The organism is Epilithonimonas sp. (assembly GCF_056329745.1).
In genome coordinates, this window is sequence record NZ_JBWEYV010000009.1 from 1 (window position 1) to 22,180 (window position 22,180).

17 protein-coding genes are annotated in these 22,180 nt (G+C 36.8%); 6 read left to right on the top strand and 11 right to left on the bottom strand.

Going from position 1 to position 22,180, the window contains the following annotated elements:
* Positions 1-194: 194 nt before the first annotated feature.
* The 3 genes from AC00Y6_RS08110 to AC00Y6_RS08120 form a co-directional block, all read right to left on the bottom strand.
* On the bottom strand, positions 195-1,718 hold the full coding sequence (locus AC00Y6_RS08110) for a helix-turn-helix domain-containing protein (RefSeq protein WP_474490120.1): 1,524 nt from the start codon (positions 1,716-1,718) through the stop codon (positions 195-197).
* Between the two features lie 475 nt (positions 1,719-2,193).
* Positions 2,194-2,916: a helix-turn-helix domain-containing protein gene (locus AC00Y6_RS08115; protein WP_474490121.1), complete on the bottom strand. Its 723-nt coding sequence runs from the start codon at positions 2,914-2,916 to the stop codon at positions 2,194-2,196.
* A 2-nt stretch (positions 2,917-2,918) separates the two neighbouring features.
* Positions 2,919-3,668, bottom strand: coding sequence for a tetratricopeptide repeat protein (locus AC00Y6_RS08120; RefSeq protein ID WP_474490122.1), 750 nt, complete (start codon positions 3,666-3,668; stop codon positions 2,919-2,921).
* Between the two features lie 317 nt (positions 3,669-3,985).
* Here AC00Y6_RS08120 and AC00Y6_RS08125 point away from each other — a divergent pair, with 317 nt between their 5' ends.
* Positions 3,986-5,197 (top strand): DUF763 domain-containing protein, encoded by a 1,212-nt coding sequence (locus AC00Y6_RS08125; RefSeq protein ID WP_474490123.1) that lies wholly within the window; start codon positions 3,986-3,988, stop codon positions 5,195-5,197.
* A 19-nt stretch (positions 5,198-5,216) separates the two neighbouring features.
* Here the strand turns inward: AC00Y6_RS08125 and AC00Y6_RS08130 are convergent, their stop codons facing one another.
* From AC00Y6_RS08130 to AC00Y6_RS08150, 5 genes are all read right to left on the bottom strand, one after another.
* On the bottom strand, positions 5,217-5,807 hold the full coding sequence (locus AC00Y6_RS08130) for an HD domain-containing protein (protein ID WP_474490124.1): 591 nt from the start codon (positions 5,805-5,807) through the stop codon (positions 5,217-5,219).
* Positions 5,808-5,810: 3 nt separating this feature from the next.
* Complete coding sequence (locus AC00Y6_RS08135) at positions 5,811-6,494, bottom strand: XAC2610-related protein (protein WP_474490125.1); 684 nt, start codon at positions 6,492-6,494, stop codon at positions 5,811-5,813.
* Positions 6,495-6,506: 12 nt separating this feature from the next.
* Complete coding sequence (pepE, locus tag AC00Y6_RS08140; protein ID WP_474490126.1) at positions 6,507-7,199, bottom strand: dipeptidase PepE; 693 nt, start codon at positions 7,197-7,199, stop codon at positions 6,507-6,509.
* Between the two features lie 262 nt (positions 7,200-7,461).
* Positions 7,462-8,886, bottom strand: a complete 1,425-nt coding sequence (locus tag AC00Y6_RS08145; RefSeq protein ID WP_474490127.1) for a hypothetical protein — start codon at positions 8,884-8,886, stop codon at positions 7,462-7,464.
* Positions 8,887-8,916: 30 nt separating this feature from the next.
* Positions 8,917-11,703, bottom strand: a complete 2,787-nt coding sequence (locus AC00Y6_RS08150; protein ID WP_474490128.1) for a TonB-dependent receptor domain-containing protein — start codon at positions 11,701-11,703, stop codon at positions 8,917-8,919.
* Between the two features lie 282 nt (positions 11,704-11,985).
* On the opposite strand from AC00Y6_RS08150, the gene AC00Y6_RS08155 reads away from it, so the two are divergent.
* The 5 genes from AC00Y6_RS08155 (at position 11,986) to AC00Y6_RS08175 (ending at position 18,253) form a co-directional block, all read left to right on the top strand.
* Entirely contained in the window at positions 11,986-12,540 is a 555-nt protein-coding gene (locus AC00Y6_RS08155) for an L-threonylcarbamoyladenylate synthase (RefSeq protein WP_474490129.1), read from the top strand.
* Positions 12,541-12,939: 399 nt separating this feature from the next.
* Positions 12,940-14,364 carry a CCA tRNA nucleotidyltransferase gene (locus AC00Y6_RS08160; RefSeq protein ID WP_474490207.1) on the top strand — a complete coding sequence of 475 codons (1,425 nt, stop codon included), beginning with the start codon at positions 12,940-12,942 and terminating at the stop codon, positions 14,362-14,364.
* 3 nt (positions 14,365-14,367) lie between these two features.
* The gene (locus AC00Y6_RS08165; RefSeq protein ID WP_474490130.1) at positions 14,368-14,808 is read left to right on the top strand and encodes a hypothetical protein; all 441 of its coding nucleotides are present in this window, start codon (positions 14,368-14,370) and stop codon (positions 14,806-14,808) included.
* A gap of 37 nt (positions 14,809-14,845) precedes the next feature.
* The gene (locus AC00Y6_RS08170; RefSeq protein WP_474490131.1) at positions 14,846-15,640 is read left to right on the top strand and encodes a thymidylate synthase; all 795 of its coding nucleotides are present in this window, start codon (positions 14,846-14,848) and stop codon (positions 15,638-15,640) included.
* A 102-nt stretch (positions 15,641-15,742) separates the two neighbouring features.
* Complete coding sequence (locus AC00Y6_RS08175) at positions 15,743-18,253, top strand: M1 family metallopeptidase (RefSeq protein WP_474490132.1); 2,511 nt, start codon at positions 15,743-15,745, stop codon at positions 18,251-18,253.
* 116 nt (positions 18,254-18,369) lie between these two features.
* Here AC00Y6_RS08175 and rpsO read toward each other — a convergent pair whose 3' ends face one another.
* From rpsO to thrC, 3 genes are all read right to left on the bottom strand, one after another.
* Positions 18,370-18,639: a 30S ribosomal protein S15 gene (rpsO, locus tag AC00Y6_RS08180; RefSeq protein WP_474490133.1), complete on the bottom strand. Its 270-nt coding sequence runs from the start codon at positions 18,637-18,639 to the stop codon at positions 18,370-18,372.
* An 82-nt stretch (positions 18,640-18,721) separates the two neighbouring features.
* Positions 18,722-20,800: an LTA synthase family protein gene (locus AC00Y6_RS08185; protein ID WP_474490134.1), complete on the bottom strand. Its 2,079-nt coding sequence runs from the start codon at positions 20,798-20,800 to the stop codon at positions 18,722-18,724.
* Between the two features lie 50 nt (positions 20,801-20,850).
* Complete coding sequence (gene thrC, locus AC00Y6_RS08190) at positions 20,851-22,179, bottom strand: threonine synthase (protein ID WP_474490135.1); 1,329 nt, start codon at positions 22,177-22,179, stop codon at positions 20,851-20,853.
* Position 22,180 lies beyond the last annotated feature (1 nt).

Below are 22,180 nucleotides of genomic sequence, written 5' to 3' on the forward strand. Positions count from 1 at the left end.
TTATTAACAAAAAACTCTACTTTTGAGTGTGCCTAAGATGGGTGAGATTACAGATTTTGTATTAACGCTCACGCAAAAATAAAAAAACAGACATAAAAGACTGATTAACAATACTACTAATTTGTAAAATCTCTTTCAATAAATTTGTGATAGTATTGTAAATATAAAAGTTCTTTTATACTAAAAATTCAAAATTATTCATCAGAGGCCTTTTGCAAAAGAGAAATATATTGAGATGGTGTAATTCCGGTTCTATTTTTAAAACTAATTGTGAATTGGCTATGAGAACTATACCCTATCATACTAGAAAGAACCGCAATTTTGTATCGGCGGTATTTTGGATTGTTGCAAATTACTAAAGTAAAATAATCGATTCTCATATTATTCAGATAATTATAAAAATCTTCATCTCTATATTTTTTTAAAATATAACTAAGATTTCTTGGCGTAATTTTAAGTAAAACTGCCATTTTTGCCGCAGACATATTTTGCTCAATGTAAAATTGCTTTTGTTCCAATATTTCCAATTGTTTTACAATTTTGTCCTCATTTTCAATCTCTTTGCACTTACCCATGCTGAAAACCTTAGCATTTTGCTTTTCGTTTTTTTTCTGATCTAAATTAAGAATTATTTTTTCGTAGGCTATCTTTAGCTTCCTGTTATTATGATGGTTATATATAAAAATCAAAATTAGACCAAAAACTAAACTTGCACTTACAATAAGCCAAATTACAGCCTTGTGTTGCTCTTGCCTAATTTCTACCTTTGACTTTAAAGTCTCATATTTGGTCAACGTTTTAGTAGATTCCTTTTCAATATGACTAATTTTATCCACTTCCTTTAAAAAAGCAATTTGATTTTCGTGAGTATCTATATTTGCCTCTAAGCGCTCGGACAAAATTAATTTTTTCAATAAAAGAGATTTATGATTATTCGCGCTATTATATCCTTCGGTAAAGAGCGTTTTTGCAAGGTTAATATTTTGACTATTTACGGCAAGTAATGCTCTTGATAGAATGTATAATTCATACAATGAATAATTTTTAAGCAAGCCTTGATCTTGTACTAAATTGAAGCTTTTTTGTAAACTCTTTTCACCTTCCTCCAATTTTCCGCATTTGATTTGAACAAATGCTAATTGAGAATAAACGCCAAAGATGTAATTTGGGTTAACTTTATAAATTTCTTTTGGAACCAACCGCAAGTACTGTAATTTTGCTTCTGCTGATTTACAATAATCTTCATCAATATCATATAACTTAGATAAATTGTAATAGTACTCGGCATTTGTATATTTATCCTTAGAATATTTATTTAATTTTTTTCCAAGCTCCCAAGCTTCGTTTGATTGCTCAATCAAGCCAGCTCTCCGATATGAATACACTAAGCCATTTGTATAATATCTCTTTAAATCAATTGAATCTAAACTTTTCCCATATTTTTTTGCAGCTTCAAAATAATCCACTGACATTTTATACTTACTTTCCTTGTACATTATATCACCCATAATGTAATTGGCATAAGATTTCTCATAATCAGTTTGTGCATATTTAAATAACTGTTCTGCACACTCATAATTATTGGGTACGTTTTGTTTTAACAACTCAACATAATGTTTAAATTTTAATGATTTTTGTGAATCGAGTTCCTTTTTATTACAGGAGAGTAATAAAACAAGTAATAATAGAAATAAATGTTTTCTTTTTAAATGTTTCATATCAATTTGAAAAAATGCTTCTAATCTTTCAACAAAATAATCGGTGGTAGACTAGCAATTTTTCAAGAAAACAAATGTTCTGTGCGGCTATAAGTCCCTGTTTACCCAACACTTTTTATGTCTTCGCAACACAATATCTCAAATGAATTGAAAATAATGGGAAGAATAATCCTATCTATTAAGATATTAAAAAAAATTAGTATTAAACATCTATTTCGTAAAACTAGATGTTTAATACTATTTAAGTTTAGAAATAATCATTTGTGCTTGAAAATTATTAGTTTTTGTTATCACAAAAAAAAAGCATCAAAACTTAATTCAAAAGCAAAAGAGTTTTGTTTTATCGTTTAAACTAAAACACTAATTATCATTAACTAATTGATTATTAAGTACTCTGTTTTGTAAAATAGAGTTTTTACTTTTTGAGTATCAAGCAAATGGTTACTATGCTTTGAAACAAAAAAAAAAGTTTTTCTTATAATATTTTTTGAAAACTACTTTGCGATTCCTTTTTCAAAAAAAAGATGTACTGTGATGGCGTAATTCCAGTTTTATTTTTAAAATTAATAGTAAACTGACTGTGCGAATTATATCCAACCATTTCAGAAAGAACCGAAATTTTATAATTTCTATATTGAGAATTGTCACATAGGATTTTACAAAAATAGTTAATTCGCACATTGTTCAGATAATTGTAAAAATCCTCATCCCTGTATTTTTTTAATAAATAACTTAGATTTCGTGGTGTAACTTTAAGCATAACTGCCATTTGGGCTGCAGACATATTATTATTAGTGAAAAAATGTCTCTGCTCCAGTATTTCTAATTGCTTTAAAATTTTGCCTTCATTTTCAAGCTCTTTGTTTTCTCCTGAGCTTATAATCTTAGGATCATTACTTGGATTATTTTTCTTAGATAAACCTTCAATTATTTTTTCATATGCGATTTGAACCCTTTTATTTTTATTTCGATTAAACAAGAAGAGAATAATAATGGCTACGAAAGAAAATGTGCTAACCGTCACCCATGTTGTAGTTTTGTTCTTTTCTTTCTGGATTTGCATTTTTGTTTTTTTTGTCTCGTATTTTGTGAGTTTTTGTGTACTAAGTGTTTCTTTTTTTGTAATTCCTTCTATTTCTTTTAATAAAGACAATTGTTCTTCTGGAGAATCGATTTTTGCAGCTAAACGTTCATTCAAAATTAGTTTGCAGTTTCACCGTACTTTAATGCAAGCATAGCACTCGCCAATTCATATATTTCATACAAAGATGAGTTGCTTTTTTCTGAAACATTTTTGATAGTTACATCTGCTTTTTTTATGCTTTGGGCTGCCTCATCAGGTTTTCCACATTTCATTTGCACAAATGCATTTTGGGCATAAACAGCAAAAATATAATCCGGATCCTTCTTTTGAATGTCACGTGGTACTAAACTCAGATATTTCTTTCTTGCTTCCGAAGCTTTACAATAGTCTTCATCAATATCATATATTTTAGAAATATTGTAATAGTATTCGGCTTCTTTATACGGGTTATTAGATTTATTATTCAACATCTTATACCTTTCCCAAGTATCATTGGATTGTTCCAAAAGTCCAGCTCTTCGGTATGCCATCATCAGATTATTTGTGTAACCTAACTGAACCTCAATTGAGTTTGATTTTTTCCCATACTCTTCGGCCTTTTCAAAATAATGTACCGCTTGAAGATAAAGTCCATCTCGATATCGGGAACTTCCGACAATATAGTTGGCAAATGATTTCTCTTCATCGGTTTGTGAATTTTTTAGTAATTCTTCCGAGTTTGAGGCATAATCTTTAATAGTAGAATTTACAAGTGCTTTATAATACAGATAGTTTTTAGATTTTTTTGCATCTAAATTTTGCTGAGCGAAAAAAAATACTGAAAAAAAGATAAAAAAGAAAAACTTCAATCTGTAAAAAATCATCATAAAAATCTATATAAGTAAGAATAGGTTTATCAATATGCATCATATTAGACACCAGGTACAACCCTTTTTATTATTTCAATCCGTCTATTAAACAATCTAAAATAACAGGATCCTGCATCTCAATTTATATCACTCTCAAATATATCAAAACGGTATGTTATATATCAAACTACCGACACTAAGTGTTTTTCCTTTAATATAATGACCATGATTTATCCTAGAAATCTTACAATAAAGATAATTTTTTTTAGAAGCTAAAGCAAAATGCAATAAAGTGCATAGTTTTAACTATTTTTGAGAGCAGTAAAAAAATAAAAATGAAACGTTCCGGAACTGCCGATCTGCCTTTACATTACGGCCATGTTCCTGCATGGCTATACGAGCGCATGTCCAGACTTGGGCTTGCCATTGTAGAAGTCATCCTTGCTGATTATGGCAAAGATGAAGTGCTGAGGCGGCTAGCAGATCCTTTTTGGTTTCAGAGCTTTGGCGCCGTTATGGGTATGGACTGGCATTCTTCGGGGATTACCACCTCTGTCATGGGTGCGCTGAAACGTGCTATCAACCCCAATTATAAAACGCTGGGGATATATATTGCAGGCGGGAAAGGCAAATTTTCCCGGGAAGCACCCCAAGAATTAATAAAAATAGCAGATTCTACCGGCCTGGATGGCAATGAGCTGGTGCGCTGCAGCAAACTCTCGGCAAAGGTTGATAATACAGCAATACAAGATGGTTACCAGCTTTATTTGCATAATTTTATTCTGTCAGATCAAGGGAATTGGGCGGTCGTTCAGCAAGGGATGCACGATTTTGATGGAACAGCAAGGCGTTACCACTGGCTATCCGAAAACGTAATTTCTTTTGTGAATGAGCCACATACCGGCATCTCGGGAGTTAATCGGGGAAAAATTCTCAACCTGACTTCTGCCGATGCAGAAACCAACAGAAACGGCATTCTTGACATCACAAAAACGGATTCTGAGAAGTGGATGCAGGACTTTCAACGCTTGATTTTGCCTGCTCATCACGAGGTTTTGGCGAGCGATGTCGACATGAAGAAACTAGGCAACATGCTTTGGCTGGCAAGGGAAAACGAACCAGAAAACTTTGAAGACCTGCTGATGTTGAAAGGTGTTGGCCCCAGAACAATGCAGTCTCTGGCTCTGGTAAGTGAAGTGATTCACGGCGCACCGTCACGTTTTACAGATCCTGCAAGGTTCTCCTTTGCGCACGGTGGCAAAGACGGACATCCCTTTCCTGTGCCCACAAAAACGTATGACGAGACCATTTCTATCCTGCGAACCGGCATAGAAAAGTCGAAACTCGGAAATCAGGATAAAAGCATGGCGATCAAAAAACTACATGAAATTGCATTGAGGACTGAAGAAAACTTTACCCCAGATTTTAGCCTTGAAAAAGTCATAGAAGAAGAAAGACAGAATTCTTGGCGTTTTGGTGGCAAAACCGTTTTTGGGGATGCCAAGCCGATGAAACCCAATGATGGGATTCAGTTAAGTTTGTTTTAAATTAGAGAATAAGAAATTTTTACACTTGCAATTTTTTCTCATCAATAGATTTGGAGAGCAGATCCCGGAAACACTCTCCCATCTCGTCTGAAGCCCTGCAAATAGCATTTTCCAACATATTACGGACTTGTTTTTCTGTAACGCCGGCTTCTGTCCAGCTTTTCCCGGATGTGTAAGAATTGAGGATAAACGGCATAATCCTGTCTATGGCGCAGGCAAAAATAGCATCGGGTGTTTTTTCTTCTTCAAACTCGATCCAGAGGTTATAAAACTCATCCGCCATCTGCTGATCCAGAATCCCAAAAATCTTTTTAGCAGCCACCTTTTCCCTTTCAAATTTCCCCTTCATTGCTTCTTCGTCAAACAGGAATGTATCACCTGCGTGAATCTCAACCAGATCGTGGATGGATAACATCCTGATAACCCTCAACAAGTCGATTTCATTATTATTTTTAGCATATGGATATAGGATCTGAGCCATGATAATGATTTGCCAGCTGTGTTCTGCGGTATTTTCCCGGCGAGAATCATCGGCATTGTAATTCCTTCTTTGGACATTTTTCAGCGCATCTACAGCGAGGATAAAATCGATTTCTTTTTGGATTTTCATTCTTTAATCTTTATAATAATCTTTGATTTTATATTGTTTTGTTTTGCTGACCCATTTGTGGTTAACGAGTTGCCGAGTAATCACTTTTACGAATTCGCCGCCTTGGGCATCTTCTTCCAGCTCGTAGACTTTATGCAGGCCTTTTCTGGGAATCACCGCGTACTCGGTAGTGATATGCCAGCAGCAGCCGGATTTTGCAAATGTGATCAACCGTTTCCTCTTTTGATCTGTCTGGAACATCCCGAGATTTTCGTAGGCCAATGCAGTCAATTCTTGGCTAAGTACCAATTGTTTCTTGGTAGTATTATAAACGTAAACATCATACGAAGGGCCACCATAACTACTCTGGTTACCATTTCTTACCGCAAGATCTTCAGAACCATCGAAGTTGAAATCATCAAAGATAAGTGGACTTTGCTCATTGTACAGCTGTATGACATTGACACTTGGCTGTTGGTTTTTGTTCAGATAAAAATAAAGATCATCGGAATGCAAAGTTTGGACAAGCTGTTTTGTCTTTTTGTCTATCAAAGTGACGGTTCCTTTTCCGTTACAGGTATCGCCTTCACAATTTTCTACAGAGATTTTGGCTTCTAATCGTTTGGATCCATCGTGAATCACAAAATTATTCTGAGCCACACAAAAGGAAGAAATGCCTATTAAAAGTAAGGTCAATTTATTTTTCATAACGGTGCCATGTTATAATTCCGTTCCGGGTTCAACCTCATAAGGCTCTCTGTTTTTTTCGAAAATCCTAGTCATTTGAGACCCTTCAACCGTTGTTTTTTCATTGATTTTCCTAATCCAGTTACCTTCTCTCAGGCCAATAACTTTGGTGTCATTCTGAGTCAGGAATTCCTTGATTCTTGTTTCCCTAGTTTCTCCGTTATGTTTGATTTCGGGATTGGGATCCAGATAATGCGCGTTGATATTGAAAGGAACCAAGCCCATACAATCGAAACTTGGTGGGTAAACAATCGGCATATCATTAGTAGTTTTCATATTAACACCGGCGATATTGCTACCTGCGCTACATCCTAGATAAGGTTTTCCATCTTCCACATTATATTTCAGGATATTCATCAGACCTAATTCTTGCAAAGTTTTCACCAAAAGGAAAGTGTTGCCTCCACCTGTGAAAAATGCTTTGGCAGAGTAGATGGCTTCTGTCTGATCTTCAAAAGTATGTAGGCCTTTGACCTTGATATTAATACTTGCAAAAAACTGTTCTGCTTTTGCGGTATAATCGTCGTGGGAAATGCCACCTGGCCTTGCGAAAGGGATAAAAATGATTTCATCAATGCCATCGAATAATTGGATAAGCTCAGGTTTAAGATATTCCAGATATTGTTCGCCGTAGAGTGTAGATGTGGATGCGAGAAGAATGTTCATTTTAGTATAGATTTGGTGTTTGATATTTGCTGTTTGGCAAATTTCGTGAAATGTTTTATTATAGCAGAGAAAATGTTTTGAACTTTATTTTAAAATAGGCCGAATATGCTGCAATTGAATTTTGAATAAAATTCAGCAAGAAGAATGAGGTTTGTCAATATTGTATAAAAAACCACTGACTTAAAGTATAAAAACCAAAAATCCCCTAGAAAAAGTTCTAGGGGATTCTCTTTGAAAAATTTGATTTGATATGAATTAATGCTTAAAGATTAAAGTTAGTCCAACTTGCATACCAAAAATCGTTGGCATCTTTAACAGCACCTCTATAAGTTACAGGTGTAAAACCAGCCAATAAAGGATTAGTAAAAACGCCTCCCGTCAATAATGGAGAGCCAGACGCTGGAGCGAAATTAGGTGTTGTACCTGCGGGGTTCCAAGGTCCTACAATTTTTGCATCGGAGCCATAAGCCAAGATTGAATTTTTATTGGCATCAAAATAAGTTTGTAAAGCAGCCAAATTGAAACCAGTTGGTGTTCCAGAAGCTCCATATTTCAATGGAACAGGGCATCCCGCAATGATATTGTTCTGGAATACTAATTTTCCGTTGGTAATGTTAGCATCAGTAGCTGTTCCCTTCGTAGCATCTATAAACAAGCCTGCCAAAGGATAACCCATAATCACTGAATTAAATAATGACATTGCTGAGTTTCTCCTGATCTGTGCACCATGCTGAAACAAAGTATTAACGTTTGCTGCATTGGTAGTAGTAGCAGTAGATTGAATAGGGCCAATAATGGTCATATTGGAGAATACTGCTGATGTTTGTGGCGTAAGAGGAGAACCGTTGGCGTCGTTATCAGATTCAAATGCGTTGGATCCAGAAACGTCTGCAACCAATGGATCTCTTACAGCAATACCAAATTGTATTTTTCCGGAAAAACCGTTATCTGTATCGAAGTCATCATCCAAACCTTTGTATGCAATAAGGTGCGAACAATTAACCGTACCACCAAACCACTCGAAGCTATCATCATTAGCATAAGAAACCTGTACATAATCTACAGTTGTTCCATTTCCAACACCACCGAAAGTAAGTCCGTTGATTTCTTTATCCGGTAAGAAGGCATAACCAGCATACTCTATCCTTACATATTTTAAAACACCGCTGTTATCAGCCGCATTGGTTCCACCATACAGTCCGTCACCGGCAGCGTTGTTGATACCACCCTCAATCTCGCCAATACCTTGTTGGCCATTGTAGGAAGAATTGGTAGGTGCAGCACCCAAAAGTACAACGCCTGCCCAATCGCCACGCTTAGGAACTGGTTTTTCTGATGTGAAAATAATAGGATTATTAACCGTTCCTTCTGCCATAATTTTTGAACCTCTAGTGATGATCAATCCACCATTTTTATCTGCTTCACCTACTATTTTGGTTCCTGGTTCGATGGTTAATGTAGCACCATTGGTAACATAAACCAATCCTCTTAATTTATAAGTATTGTTGGCCTTCAAAGTAAGGTTAGAGGTTATTTTACCAGACAGAATCAAGTTTTCTGTTGTTCCATTTCCTGTACCACCCTGAGTTATCACTTCGCCGTCTTCTTCAATTTTTCTACAAGAATGAGTTGAAAAAGCTATAACGCCTACCGTTAAAAGACTGATTAGAGTTTTGTTTAGTTTCATTTTATTTAGATATTATTTAATTATTTAATTTTAAAAGCTGTAGCCTATTGTTAAGCTGATATTGGTTCCTGTAAGCCGCTCGATAGCTAAAGCATCTGTTTTGTCGTACTTTTCATTATTATTCAAATCGTGATAAAATTTGGCTCTTTGATTAAGAATATCAGATATATTTAATTTGATTTCGCCTTTATTTTTCCATATTTTTTTGGCGATTTGATAGTCTAAAAGCGGTCTTGGCGCTTCCCAAATTGGTGGTACCTGCTCGTTTCCTACATACAATATCCTACGTCCAATTACATTAAATAGCACGGTAGAAGAAAGTCCCAACTTGCTGTTATCATATTGCAAGCTTGCATTCACCGTGTAAGGAGATTGCCCTTGCATAGGACGGTTTGTATTGGTTTTGGTATCTGTTACGCGGTTATGGATGTAAGAAAAATTACCTCCTGCAGTAAAATTTTGTAAAAAACTGGCGAAATCTAATTTTCTTCTAAACTCGAATTCCGCTCCGTAAGCATTGGCTTTTTCGGCATTCAGGAAGTTAAAGGTATTACTGGTCCCTGCACCAGATTGATTAAAGTAAACTTCGATTGGATTTTTAAAATTTTTGTAAAAACCTGCCAATGAGATGATTTCTCCTGTTCTTGGATAAAATTCCCATCTCAAATCGGCATTGGTGATTTTAGTCCTTTGTAAATCCTTATTTCCTATTACCGTAGCACCGAGATCAAAATCGTAGTAAGCCAAAGGTGATAGTTCCCGGAACTCTGGTCTTACAACAGTTTGTGAACCTGCCAAACGCACATTCATCTTATCATTAAGTTTGAATGTAAGATTCAACGCAGGAAGAAAATCTGTCACTTTTGAATACACAAAACGGTCATCAGATTTTTTTGTACTGCCTATTAGCTGATCAAAATTTTCTACCCTCACGCCCCAAACCGCTCTCAACCAATCGGTAATATTATTGTCTAATTGTAAAAATCCTGCGTTAAGTATTGTATTCGCAATGTATCGGTATTGGTTTCCTGCAATCTCGTTAAAAGTAAATTGATTGCTGCCGCTGCCAAAATTGGATGGGTTAAAAATAGTTTCAAAAGGCTGAGAAAGAAGCGTCTGGTTAAACCCTTGCAACTGTACAGAGAACGGTCTTGCGTTGTAAATCCTATCTTTTACCTGAAACAAATAACCACCCTTTATCGTTTGTTTCTGTCCAAAAATTTCAAATGATTTTGATAAATCTCCACCAGCATTATAAAGATAATCGTTCAAGTTGGAGTGGAAGAAACTTCCAGATTTTTGGGACAAACCGTTAGAAATCAATGCTAGATAAGGACTTCCTTGGAGATCTGTATATTGATTATATTGCAAACGTTGCAACATAGGTACATATTGATCCAAGATTCCGAAACTTCCGTACCAGTTCAGATTGAGCCCCGCGAATTTATGATTACCGTTGATGGTAGAATTATAAAAAGTTGTCTCTTTAAAACCCAATTCCCTTGCAATAATGTTGGTACCATTGATGGGATCAAACTCAAAATCTTTACCTGTACGGAGCGAAACGTGATTAACGCCAGTATGTGTAATGATATTTTTTAAGGAAATTTTGTTATTGGAATTCAGTTTTAAGGATAGATTCAACATACCACCCAAAACAACTTCGTTGCTGTATTTATCTGTATTATAATCAAAGTTGACATCGGCATTTTGATCATTGATGGTAAAAAAGCGGTTTTTGGTCTCGGTTCTTCTCTTAAGATTACTATAATTGAGAACAGCAATCACGCCTAGTTCTTTGCCGAAAAGCTTGGTATTGAAACCACCGTCAGCCTGCAAAGATAGATTCTCTGGCCAACTCAAATTATTATAATTAAAATTCCTTACGTAGCCTTTTCCGAACTCGGTTTTTTGAGCTTCGGTAAGAACTCCGAATGCATTTTTAGTAGGAAACCCAGTTGGCAAGGCTCTTCCCTTATCATCAATTCCAAGAAAGTCATATTTACCAGATTTCTGGATGGCAAACTCTCTGTTGATGGTTATGCTGTTGGCACCAACACCCAACTGCATATTGAAGAAATTCTTGCTAGGTATATCTTTGGTATTAACCTGAATCAAACCACCAGCCCATTCTCCTGTATATTCTGGGATGAATGCTTTGTTGATGACCAAAGTTTCTATAACGTTCGCCGGGAAAAGGTCAAACGAGAATGTTTTTTTATCCGGTTCTGTACTGGAAAGCTGAATGCCATTCAGCATCGCTTGGTTATAACGGTCAGAAAGTCCTCTTACCACAATATATTTACCATCCATCAAACTCACTCCCGAGACTCTTTTAAGAACCTCACCCGTATTTCTGTCTGGGCTTTTTTTGATGGCTTCTACCCCAATAACCTGAGAAACCACTGCAGAATTTCTTTGTATTGCAATAGTTGAGGCAATGGACTCTTTTTTTGCACTTGATTTTATTACAACACCTTCTATATTGGATTCTTTAGTCTCTAATCTGTGAAGCAATATATCCAAATGCGTATTTTCATCATTTACAAAAACATCAGAAATCTCTTTGCTCTGATATTGGGCATTGCTGATTTTTAAAGTGTAACTAACTTTAGGATCAAGAGAAACAGAGAAATTACCGGAAACATCGGTTGTGACCTGTTTGTCATTAATACTAACCATAACCCCTTCTACAGGAGAATTATCTTTGTCATCTAAAACCCTACCTTCCAATACATGGGTTTGTGCAAAAATAAAAGTGCTGCATAGAAATGCTGCCGCTATGTAAACCTTGCGATAGGTCTGGTGAATTTCCATTTTTCTCTTAATTTTTATTTGGCGTAAAGAAATACTTTGGAAAGCTCTCCGCTTGTATCCTAAATTTTAAACATTTTTTAATTAAGTTTTAACAAACTTTAAGTAATATTAAATTAAGCTTAATAGATTAATATTTTTTAAACCTTTGTTCATTAATTGTTAAATTTGCAATAGGAATTTTTTAAGTCTCAAACCAGTTATTTATTGCAGATTTCTAATAATGAGCAACATACAAGTTTAACTGAATGTTAATTTTAAAATTTCCCCAAAATTTAATTACAAATGGACATTTCACAAGATATAGAAATTCTAAAGGCAGGGGGCACGCTACTCTACCCCACAGATACCATATGGGGAATTGGTTGCGATGCTACCAATATAGAAGCTGTAAAAAAAATATTCGAAATCAAAAAAAGGGAAAGAAACAAATCCCTCATTATATTGGTAGAATCCGAAAAACGACTGCAGGAACTTGTGGATGTGCCAGAGGCGGCCTGGCAAATCATTGATCTCAGCGAAAAACCGGTTACCATAGTTTACGACAACCCAAAAGGTTTACCTGCTGAACTGTTGGCAGAAGATGGAAGTATCGGCATTAGAATTGTCAAAAATCAGTACTGCCAAAAACTGATTAGCGGACTCAATAAGCCTTTGGTTTCCACATCAGCTAACCTAAGTGGGGAAAAATCACCCATCAAATTTTCAGACATCTCCAATGCAATCAAAACTGAGGTAGACTATATTTCTAAAGAACAACACGACACTGTTTCCAAATACACGGGATCATCTGTTATCAAAGTTTGGAACAATAACCAAATCAAAATCCTCCGCGAATAAAAAACCGGCGGATGCCCTTCTAAAAGACCATCCGCCGGAAAAATAAACTATGAAAAAAAACTACTTTTTGTAATCCTGTAATTCTCAAAAATAGTACCTCATCTTTTTTCATAGCAATTTGTCCGGCAGTTAACTCAAAAAACTAAATAAAAAGACAAAAAGTCTTGATTTTCAAAAATTTGGGCGTAACCCTTTGTCCTTAATGGACAAGCGGGTCGGTCTACAGGCAGTCGCTTCCCGATAAAACTTTGCAAAGTTTTATCGGGAGAGCTCCAACAATGCCTTTCGCCCTTACGCAGCTGCGCATGTAGAAACTTTTTTTAAAAGAATTATCTTTGCAACAAATGATGAGTGAGAGATAAAAAAATAATAACTCTCAACCAACAACTGACAACCACAATGTTTATCAATCTTAATCAAAATAAAAACCTCAGACTTTTCAAAACCATTTCTGAAGTTGCTGACAGAAACGGACAATCCGTGTATGCAGTTGGTGGCTTCGTAAGGGATCTATTAATGAAAAGAAAAGCACCAACCGACATTGATTTCGTCACCGAATCCAGCGGAATAGCGCTTGCCGAGAGCATCGCCAAAGAAATCGATCCCAAGACAAAAGTGGCGATTTTCAAAACCTACGGCACAGCGATGTTCCGTTACAAAGACCTAGAGCTGGAATTTGTAGGCGCCAGAAAAGAAAGCTACAGCGAGGATTCGCGGAAGCCGAGTGTTGAAATTGGAACGTTGGAAGACGACCAAAAGCGTAGAGATTTCACAATCAATGCAATGGCAATCTCTCTCAATAATGATAATTTTGGGGAACTAATTGATCCATTCGGAGGAATGGAGGATTTGGCAAACAAAATTCTTAGAACACCGCTAGAACCACATCAAACTTATTCGGATGATCCTTTGAGAATGATGCGTGCTATTCGTTTTGCTACGACTTTGGATTTCGAAATCGAAGATAACTCGCTCAAAGCAATCAAAGAAGAAGCGGAGCGGATGAAAATAGTATCTATGGAGCGCATTATGGTGGAATTTAACAAAATAATGCTATCCGAAAGACCATCAAAAGGTTTAAAATTACTAGAAGAAACCGGACTTTTGAATTACATCCTTCCCGAACTCATTGCCCTAAAAGGCATCGAGGATATTGATGGGCAAACGCATAAGGACAATTTTTATCATACGCTGGAAGTAGTTGATAACATCTCGAAAAGCACAGACAAACTCTGGCTGCGTTGGTCAGCTTTGCTTCACGATATTGGGAAAGCGCCTACCAAAAAATTTGTGGAAGGAACAGGCTGGACTTTTCACGGTCACGAATTTGTAGGGTCCAAATTAATCAAAACGATTTTTAAACGTCTGAAACTTCCGCTGGGAAACGAACAGAAGTATGTTGAGAAAATGGTAAGAATGCACGCCAGACCTATTGCTTTGATTACAGATGACGCTTCGGATTCGGCACTCAGAAGATTACTGTTTGATTCTGGGGAAGATATGGAAGACCTTTTTACGCTTTGCAAATCCGACATCACAACCAAAAATTATTCTAAGCAAGCACGTTTCAAAAAGAACTTCGAATATGTAGCACAGAAGATAAAAGAAGTTGAGGAAAAAGATCATGTGCGTAATTTCCAACCGCCTATTTCGGGAGAAGAAATTATGGAAATGTTCAACCTGAAACCTGGAAGAGAAATTGGAACCCTAAAAGAAAAAGTGAAGGAAGCAATCTTGGAAGGCGAAATAAAAAATGATAAAGACGAAGCCCGATATTTTGTGATTGCTGAAGCGGGAAAACTGGGATTGACTTTAGTAAATTAACAAATGAATAAAAAAGAATTGATCAATCTGATTAGGCAAAAGCTTTCCGAAAAAGTTCAGAATTTTGAGAAACTTATTTCAGAAACACGCGCATCCAGCAACGACACCAAAAGCTCTATGGGTGATAAGTATGAAACGGGAAGAGAAATGCTGCAGCAGGAAATCAACAACATACAGGTTCAGCTGAATGAAATACTAAAGCAGCAAAGTTTTCTGAAAACAATTCTTGGAAAATCTTCGGATAAAGTAGAAAAGGGAGCTTTAGTAAAAACACAAAGGGGCTTATTTTTCATTTCGGTTTCTTTGGGCGAAATTATTTTTGATCATCAAAAAATCATCTGCATATCTCCCGAATCACCTTTGGCAAAAGCAATGAGTGGAAAACGGAAAGAAGAATTGTTTTCTATTAATAACATCCATCAGAAAATTGAAAATATTTGGTAAAAAATACCGTATTTTGTAACTGTCAATCATCATCACCATGCAAAATTACCTAGACTTACTCCAACATATTTTAGATAACGGAACCGATAAAGAAGACCGCACCGGAACGGGAACCAGAAGTATTTTTGGTTATCAGTTACGGTATGATTTATCAAAAGGTTTTCCATTGGTAACCACCAAAAAAGTGCACCTTAAATCTATTATTTATGAACTATTGTGGTTTATCAAGGGGGATACAAATATCAAATATCTAAAAGATAACGGTGTTTCTATCTGGGATGAGTGGGCGGATGAAAACGGCGATCTTGGGCCTGTTTACGGCGCACAATGGAGAAGTTGGAGCGGTGCAGACGGCAAAGTGGTCGATCAATTTTCTGAAGTCATTGAACAAATCAAAAAAAATCCAGATTCAAGAAGATTAATCGTGTCTGCCTGGAACGCCGCCGAGATTCCAAATATGGCATTAGCCCCTTGCCACGCATTATTTCAATTTTATGTAGCGGATGGCAAATTGTCGCTTCAGTTGTATCAAAGAAGTGCGGATGTTTTTTTGGGCGTCCCGTTTAATATTGCGAGTTATGCGCTTCTATTAATGATGGTGGCGCAGGTTACAGGGCTTGAAGTAGGTGATTATGTTCATACCTTTGGCGATGTCCATATTTACAATAATCATTTTGACCAGGTTAAGAAACAACTGTCTCGGGAGACAAAGTCTTTGCCAACTATGAAACTCAATCCTGAAATAAAAGATATTTTTGATTTCGATTTTGAAGATTTTACGTTGGAAAATTACAATCCTCATCCGGGAATCAAAGCCCCTGTGGCGATATAAAACAAAATAAAGTGAAGTCTCAACCTTCGCTTTTTTTGTAACAATTATTTTAGAATGAGCACTAATAGAATATAAACTAAAAGAAAAAAGGTTCCATATAACATGAAAAAAATATTAATTGCCGCACTGTTCTTAGGTGCATTTTTTAATTCTACTTTCGTATTTGCACAAACCGAAACTTCGGGAAGAGAAGCGGTTTACCGTGCAACACATACCAAAACTACCGAACTGAAACACACCAAACTGAAAGTCAGTTTCGATTATCAGAAAGAACAGATGAGCGGAGAAGAATGGCTTACAGCAAGTCCATTTTTCTATGCGACCAACGAACTGACACTGGATGCCAAAGGCATGTTGATTCACGAAGTCGCTTTGGACAAAAATGGTTCAAAATCACCACTGAAATTTGATTATAAAAATGATGAGCTGAAAATTACACTTGATAAAACCTATCAGAAAAATCAGGATTATACGATTTATATCAAATATACAGCCCGCCCAAGCGAAGTGAAACAGGAAGGAAGTGCAGCCATCAATGATGCCAAAGGCCTTTATTTCATCAATGCGCAGGGCAAAGATCCTGATAAACCGACACAAATCTGGACTCAGGGAGAAACCGAATCTTCATCCGCATGGTTCCCTATCATCGATAAACCAAATCAGAAAACCACTCAGGAAATCTACATGACTGTTCCTGACAAATATGTAACACTGTCTAACGGATTTCTAAAAGATTCTAAAAAAGAAGGAAACAACCTGAGAACCGACCATTGGGTAATGGACAAGCGCCACTCTACCTACCTTTTTTTTATGGGAGTTGGGGATTTTGCCGTGGTTAAGGATAAATGGAGAAGCATCCCTGTGGATTACTATGTGGAAAAAGAATATGAGCCTTATGCCAAACAAATCTTTGGCAACACACCGGAAATGATTGAGTTCTATTCAAAAAAACTAGGCTACGATTATCCTTGGGCAAAATATGCGCAAATGGTAGGTCGCGATTATGTTTCCGGAGCAATGGAAAACACCACAGCAACGCTACACGGCGAGTCTGCACAGCAAAAACCGGGCGATCTTATTGATGAAAACAAATGGGAAGATGTCATTGCGCACGAGTTGTTCCATCATTGGTTTGGCGATCTGGTAACGGCAGAAAGCTGGAGCAACTTAACTGTTAATGAGTCTTTTGCCAATTACTCAGAATATCTTTGGGAAGAACATAAATACGGAAAAGATAACGCCGATTATCATTTGATGAGCGACCTTTCCGGCTACATCCATAATCCGGGATTATTTAAAAAAGATCTTGTGAGGTTCGATTACGCTTCACGCGAAGATGTTTTTGATGCCGTGACTTATAACAAAGGAGGGGGAATCCTACATATGCTGAGAAACTATTTGGGAGACGATGCTTTTTTCGCGGGAATGAATGATTATCTTAAAACCAATGAATACCAAAACGGTGAAGCCCACCAATTACGGCTTTCTTTTGAAAAAGTTTCGGGGAAAGACCTCAATTGGTTCTTTAACCAATGGTATTTTGGTAGCGGAAACCCAAAACTGAACTATACTTCTACCTACGAACCTGTTAAAAAGCAAGTTACTTTAACCATTAACCAATCTCAAGAATTGCCATTTCAGTTTCCTTTAGCTATTGATGTTTATGATAACGGGAAACCAAAACGATATAATGTTTGGGTAGATGCCAAGGGAAAAAATACCTTTACATTTGATTCTTCCAAAACGCCGGATCTTATCAACATCAATGCAGATGGCGTATTGCTATCCGACATTACAGAAACCAAAACTCCGGAGCAAAACCTGTTGCAGTTTACCAATTCAAAAGAATTTTTGAGCCGTTACAGAGCATTGTCTTCGGTAAAAGAAGCGGATGCAAAAAATCCAGCGGTGATAAAGTTATTATCCTCAGCGCTGAAAGATCCTTTTTTCCGACTCAGAGAACAAGCTTTGGAACAGATTGATCTATCCAATACAGATCAGGCGAAAGCATTGACTTCCGAAGTTGAAAAACTGGCATCCAATGATCCTAAAACATTGGTTCAGGCAGCAGCCATTTCGGCTTTGGCAAAAACTAAAAATGCTAAATATAGCCCATTATTTGAAAAAGGTTTGAGTGGTGTTTCCAATGCTGTAAAAGGTTCTTCGCTGGCCGGCATTGCAGAAATTGACCCTTCTAAAGTAGCTGCCCTATTGGATAAAATTGACTTGGACAATGCTTCAGAAGATTTGATTTCGAAACTATTGCCTATTATTGTTAAAAATAAGTCGGATAAGCAGATGCCAGCGATTGGAACAACGGTTGCCTTCTACCCTTTTATCAAATTCCAGAATCCTACACTGGGGAAATCCGCAGAGGAAGGCTACAACTGGATTATGTCATCAGACAACCTGAAAGCCACTGAAAAAGTAACCAAAGTCCTTGTTCAGGCCAAATCACAAATACCGGATAATCCGCAGGTAAAAATGATGATTGTACAAATGCTGAAAGACGGACTTGCCAAGAAAATGGAAGTTCTTAAAAACAACCCAAATAGCCCAACCGTCAACCAACAGATTGATGCGATCAACAAAGCGATTGAGGCATTTAAGTAACTGAAAAGTGATTATAGCACTAGAAAAGCAATCCAGAGATGGGTTGCTTTCTTTGTTATAAAAACAAAAAAAGCAACTCAAATTGAGTTGCTTTAATTTTTTGCGCAAGCTTGGGATTATTTTCTGATTCCCAATTCAGCGATGATTGCTCTATATCTGTTGATATCTTTTTTCTTCAAATAATCTAAAAGAGCTTTTCTTTTACCTACCAACTTTACAAGAGATCTTTCTGTGTTAAAATCTTTGTGGTTAGCTTTTAAGTGCTGAGTCAAGTGGTTAATTCTAAAAGTGAATAGAGCAACCTGTCCTTCAGCGCTTCCTGTGTCTTGTGCAGATTTACCGTGTTGTGCGAAAATTTCTGCTTTTTTTTCTGTTGTTAAATACATTCCAATATTGTTTAATGATTATTATGTAATTCGGGTGCAAAAATACAATATTTTTTCTAAAAAGCAAGCTTATTAATAACAATTATCGGTTAAGCATCTTATGACTCAGCCAGTAAGAGGTACACTCGTATGCGGCGATCGTTTTATCTGCCAAAGTCTTATCCGGATTGTTGACGAGATTTTCATCGTACATAAGATTGAACTCTGAAGACAAATCACTTTTTTGAGGTTTTAGCTGATATTGCTTTATGACCTTACCTGGTGAGATTACGGTAAGATGCTGATCCCTAATATAGCCTAAATCCTGATAAGTGGCGATAAATGCTCTCGAAACATAGTCTTTTGAAAAAACATCCTGTCCCAAAAACTTGGATTGATAAGTGAAATTAAGCATTCCAAAAACTGTTGGCATCAAATCAATCTGGGACATCAGCCCATCAAACCTGCCCGGTTTTACAAAATTCTCACCAAATACAATAGCCGGAATCCGATACTTATCCAGCGGAAGATCCGTAGAACCAGCACTGGAAGCACAATGGTCGGCTACAATAACAAAGATTGTATTTTTATACCAACTTTGTTTCTTGGCCATTTCAAAAAAGCGGCGCAAGGAATAGTCTGTATATTTTACACCACCATCACGCGATTTTGCATTTCCGGGAATGTCTATTTTTCCCTCTGGATAGGTGAAAGGTCTGTGGTTGCTCACAGTCATCCAATGGTTGAAAAATGGTTTACCAGACTTCGCTTCGTTGTTCATTACCTTGATGGCCTTCTTTGCCATATCCTCGTCACAAACACCCCAAACATTGGCAAAGCTAACTTCTTCCGGCGAAAAACTGTCCCGATCAATTACCTGATAACCGTTACCTCCAAAAAAGGATTTCATATTATCAAAATAACTGTAGCCACCGTACAAAAATGCAACGTTATATCCGTTAGCCTTAAAAACACTTCCTGTTGTAAATTTATTCCTGTTATCTTCCCGTTTTACAACACTCTCACCCGCAGTGGGCGGTATACAGAGCGTGAGAGCTTCCAATCCCCTTACAGTACGGTTGCCGGTGGCATAGAGATTGGTAAACATCATACTTTTATCGGCCAAACTATCAATAAATGGTGTTATTTTTTGTTGGTTGCCATAATGGGCAAGAAAATCGGCAGAGAGACTTTCCACAGAAATCAAGACGACATTCTTTTTTTGTATTTCACCATTTGAAATAACTTTACGAGATAAAGAAGGCGGATTAAAATCACTCAAAAATATGTTCTCCGATTGTTTAACACCTAACGTTGGATAAAATTTAAAGAAATCAAGTTCATTGTGAGAAAAGGCATAAACAAAACGCTCTAATCCGTTGCTTTGTAATTCATACGTGAAATTATTACGCGACTGTAAATTGGACAGCAGGGGTAACAAAAACACAGACATCCCACATAGTATAACAAACGATATGAGTAAGGTCAACTTCTGTCCCAGATTGGGTAAATCCAGCAATTCTGCTTTCGTTTTTCTGTAAATAATGTATGTTAACAAAAGTGTTACCAGTGCTAATGCAGAAAATAAAGGAACGATAGGATAAGATTCCATAATATTCCCAATAACTTCATTGGTGTAAATCAGGTAATCGACCGCAATAAAGTTGTACCGCACTCCAAACTCATTCCAGAAAAAATATTCACTTACAAGATCAAGAATAATTAACAGAACATATAGAAAAAGGATCACAAAATAATTGACATTGCGGATTTGCCTTCTGTATCGAGGTAAAAACAACATCAATCCAAAGCAAAGTAATTTAATTCCTATAAAAATCATGGCAATCTCTGCAACTACTCCACCATATTGCCTAAAAATATTATTGGGATAAAATGCAATGTAAAGCTCAGCTAGAACCATTAGACCAAGAATCAAATAACCCCAAGGCTTATCATATTTAATATTTGATAGGAAAAGAAAGTATAAAGCTAAAAAAGAAGAAGCCAACGCAAAAACAAGCACATCATTCAAAAGACCAAGCCCAAAAATCCTAAAAAAATCCAAAAATCCAAATGAACTTGTGGTGATGGGATGTAGTATAAGAATTACCCGCAACACGCAGGATAAGAAAACATACAATAGTCCAAGCGCTAAAAATGGCTTCAGTTTGCTAAAAATCATAGGTTTAATTTTGCGCAAATGTAATTATTTGAAGATTAATAAATGTTTTGTTAAGAAAAATTTTCGTCCAACAGCATTGCTTTCTTTACTGCATCGAAGTCCGGCGACAAAGCAAGAGCCTTTTTTTCTTTCCTTCCAAAGGCAGCCAGTTTTTCCGGGATGTCAACTTTTTCGCCCAAAACATCTTCTACCACTTCTACAAACTTGGCAGGATGCGCCGTTTCCAATAAAACCCCAACAAAATCTGATTTTACCTTGTCATCCTGAGCGGAGTCGAAGGACTGCCGAAAAGTCTCTAATCCAAGATACGCCACTGCGCCGTGCGGATCCAGAGTATAACGGAAATCATTTTCGACTTTTCGCATGGCATTTTTCGTTTCTTCATCAGAAAAAGAATAAGATTCAATCTCCTTTTTGAATTCGGAAACATCATTATTGAAGAGGTTGTTCATCCTTTCAAAATTACTCGGGTTACCCACATCCATGGCATTACTGATGGTTTGTTTGGAGGGCTTGGCTTCGTAATTTCCCGTTTTTAGGAAGTTGGGCACCACATCATTGTCGTTGGTAGAAGCTATAAAATGATGGATTGGCAATCCCATTTTCTTAGCAAATAATCCAGCGGTTAAGTTTCCAAAATTCCCACTCGGAACAGAAAACACAATTGGTTTCCCTACCTTTTGCAACTGTCCAAATGCCCAGAAATAATAAAATGATTGCGGAATCAGCCTCGCAATATTGATACTGTTGGCAGATGTTAAAGTGAATTTTTGATTCAGCTCCTTATCAGACAAAATCTGTTTTGCCAAAGCCTGACAATCGTCAAAAGTTCCTTCAATTTCCAATGCTTTGATGTTGCCGCCCCAGGTTGTCAGCTGTTTTTCCTGCAGCGGACTCACTTTCCCTTTCGGGTAAAGGATAAAAACTTCAATCCCCGGAACGCCAAAAAACCCGGATGCAACGGCACTTCCCGTGTCTCCGGATGTGGCAGCAATCACTTTCATTGGTTTACCTTCGGAAAAATAAGCCATTAGTCTTGCCATAAACCTTGCCCCAACATCTTTGAAAGCCATCGTGGGACCGTGGAATAATTCGAGGGAATAAACATCTTCCGAAATTTTAACAACAGGGATTTCGAAATTCAAAACCTCATCTATGATGTCCTTCAAGTTTTTATCGGGAATAGAATTACCCAAAAACTCTTTTGCCACCCGGAAACCAATTTCCTGCAAACTTAGGTTGGGTAATTTTTCAAAAAAATCAGAACTCAGCTGAGGAATATATTCCGGCATAAACAATCCGCCGTCATCTGCCAATCCTTTTAGAATGGCTGTTTTTATATTGGTTTCTTCCTGTTGTCTAGTTGATATGTATTTCATT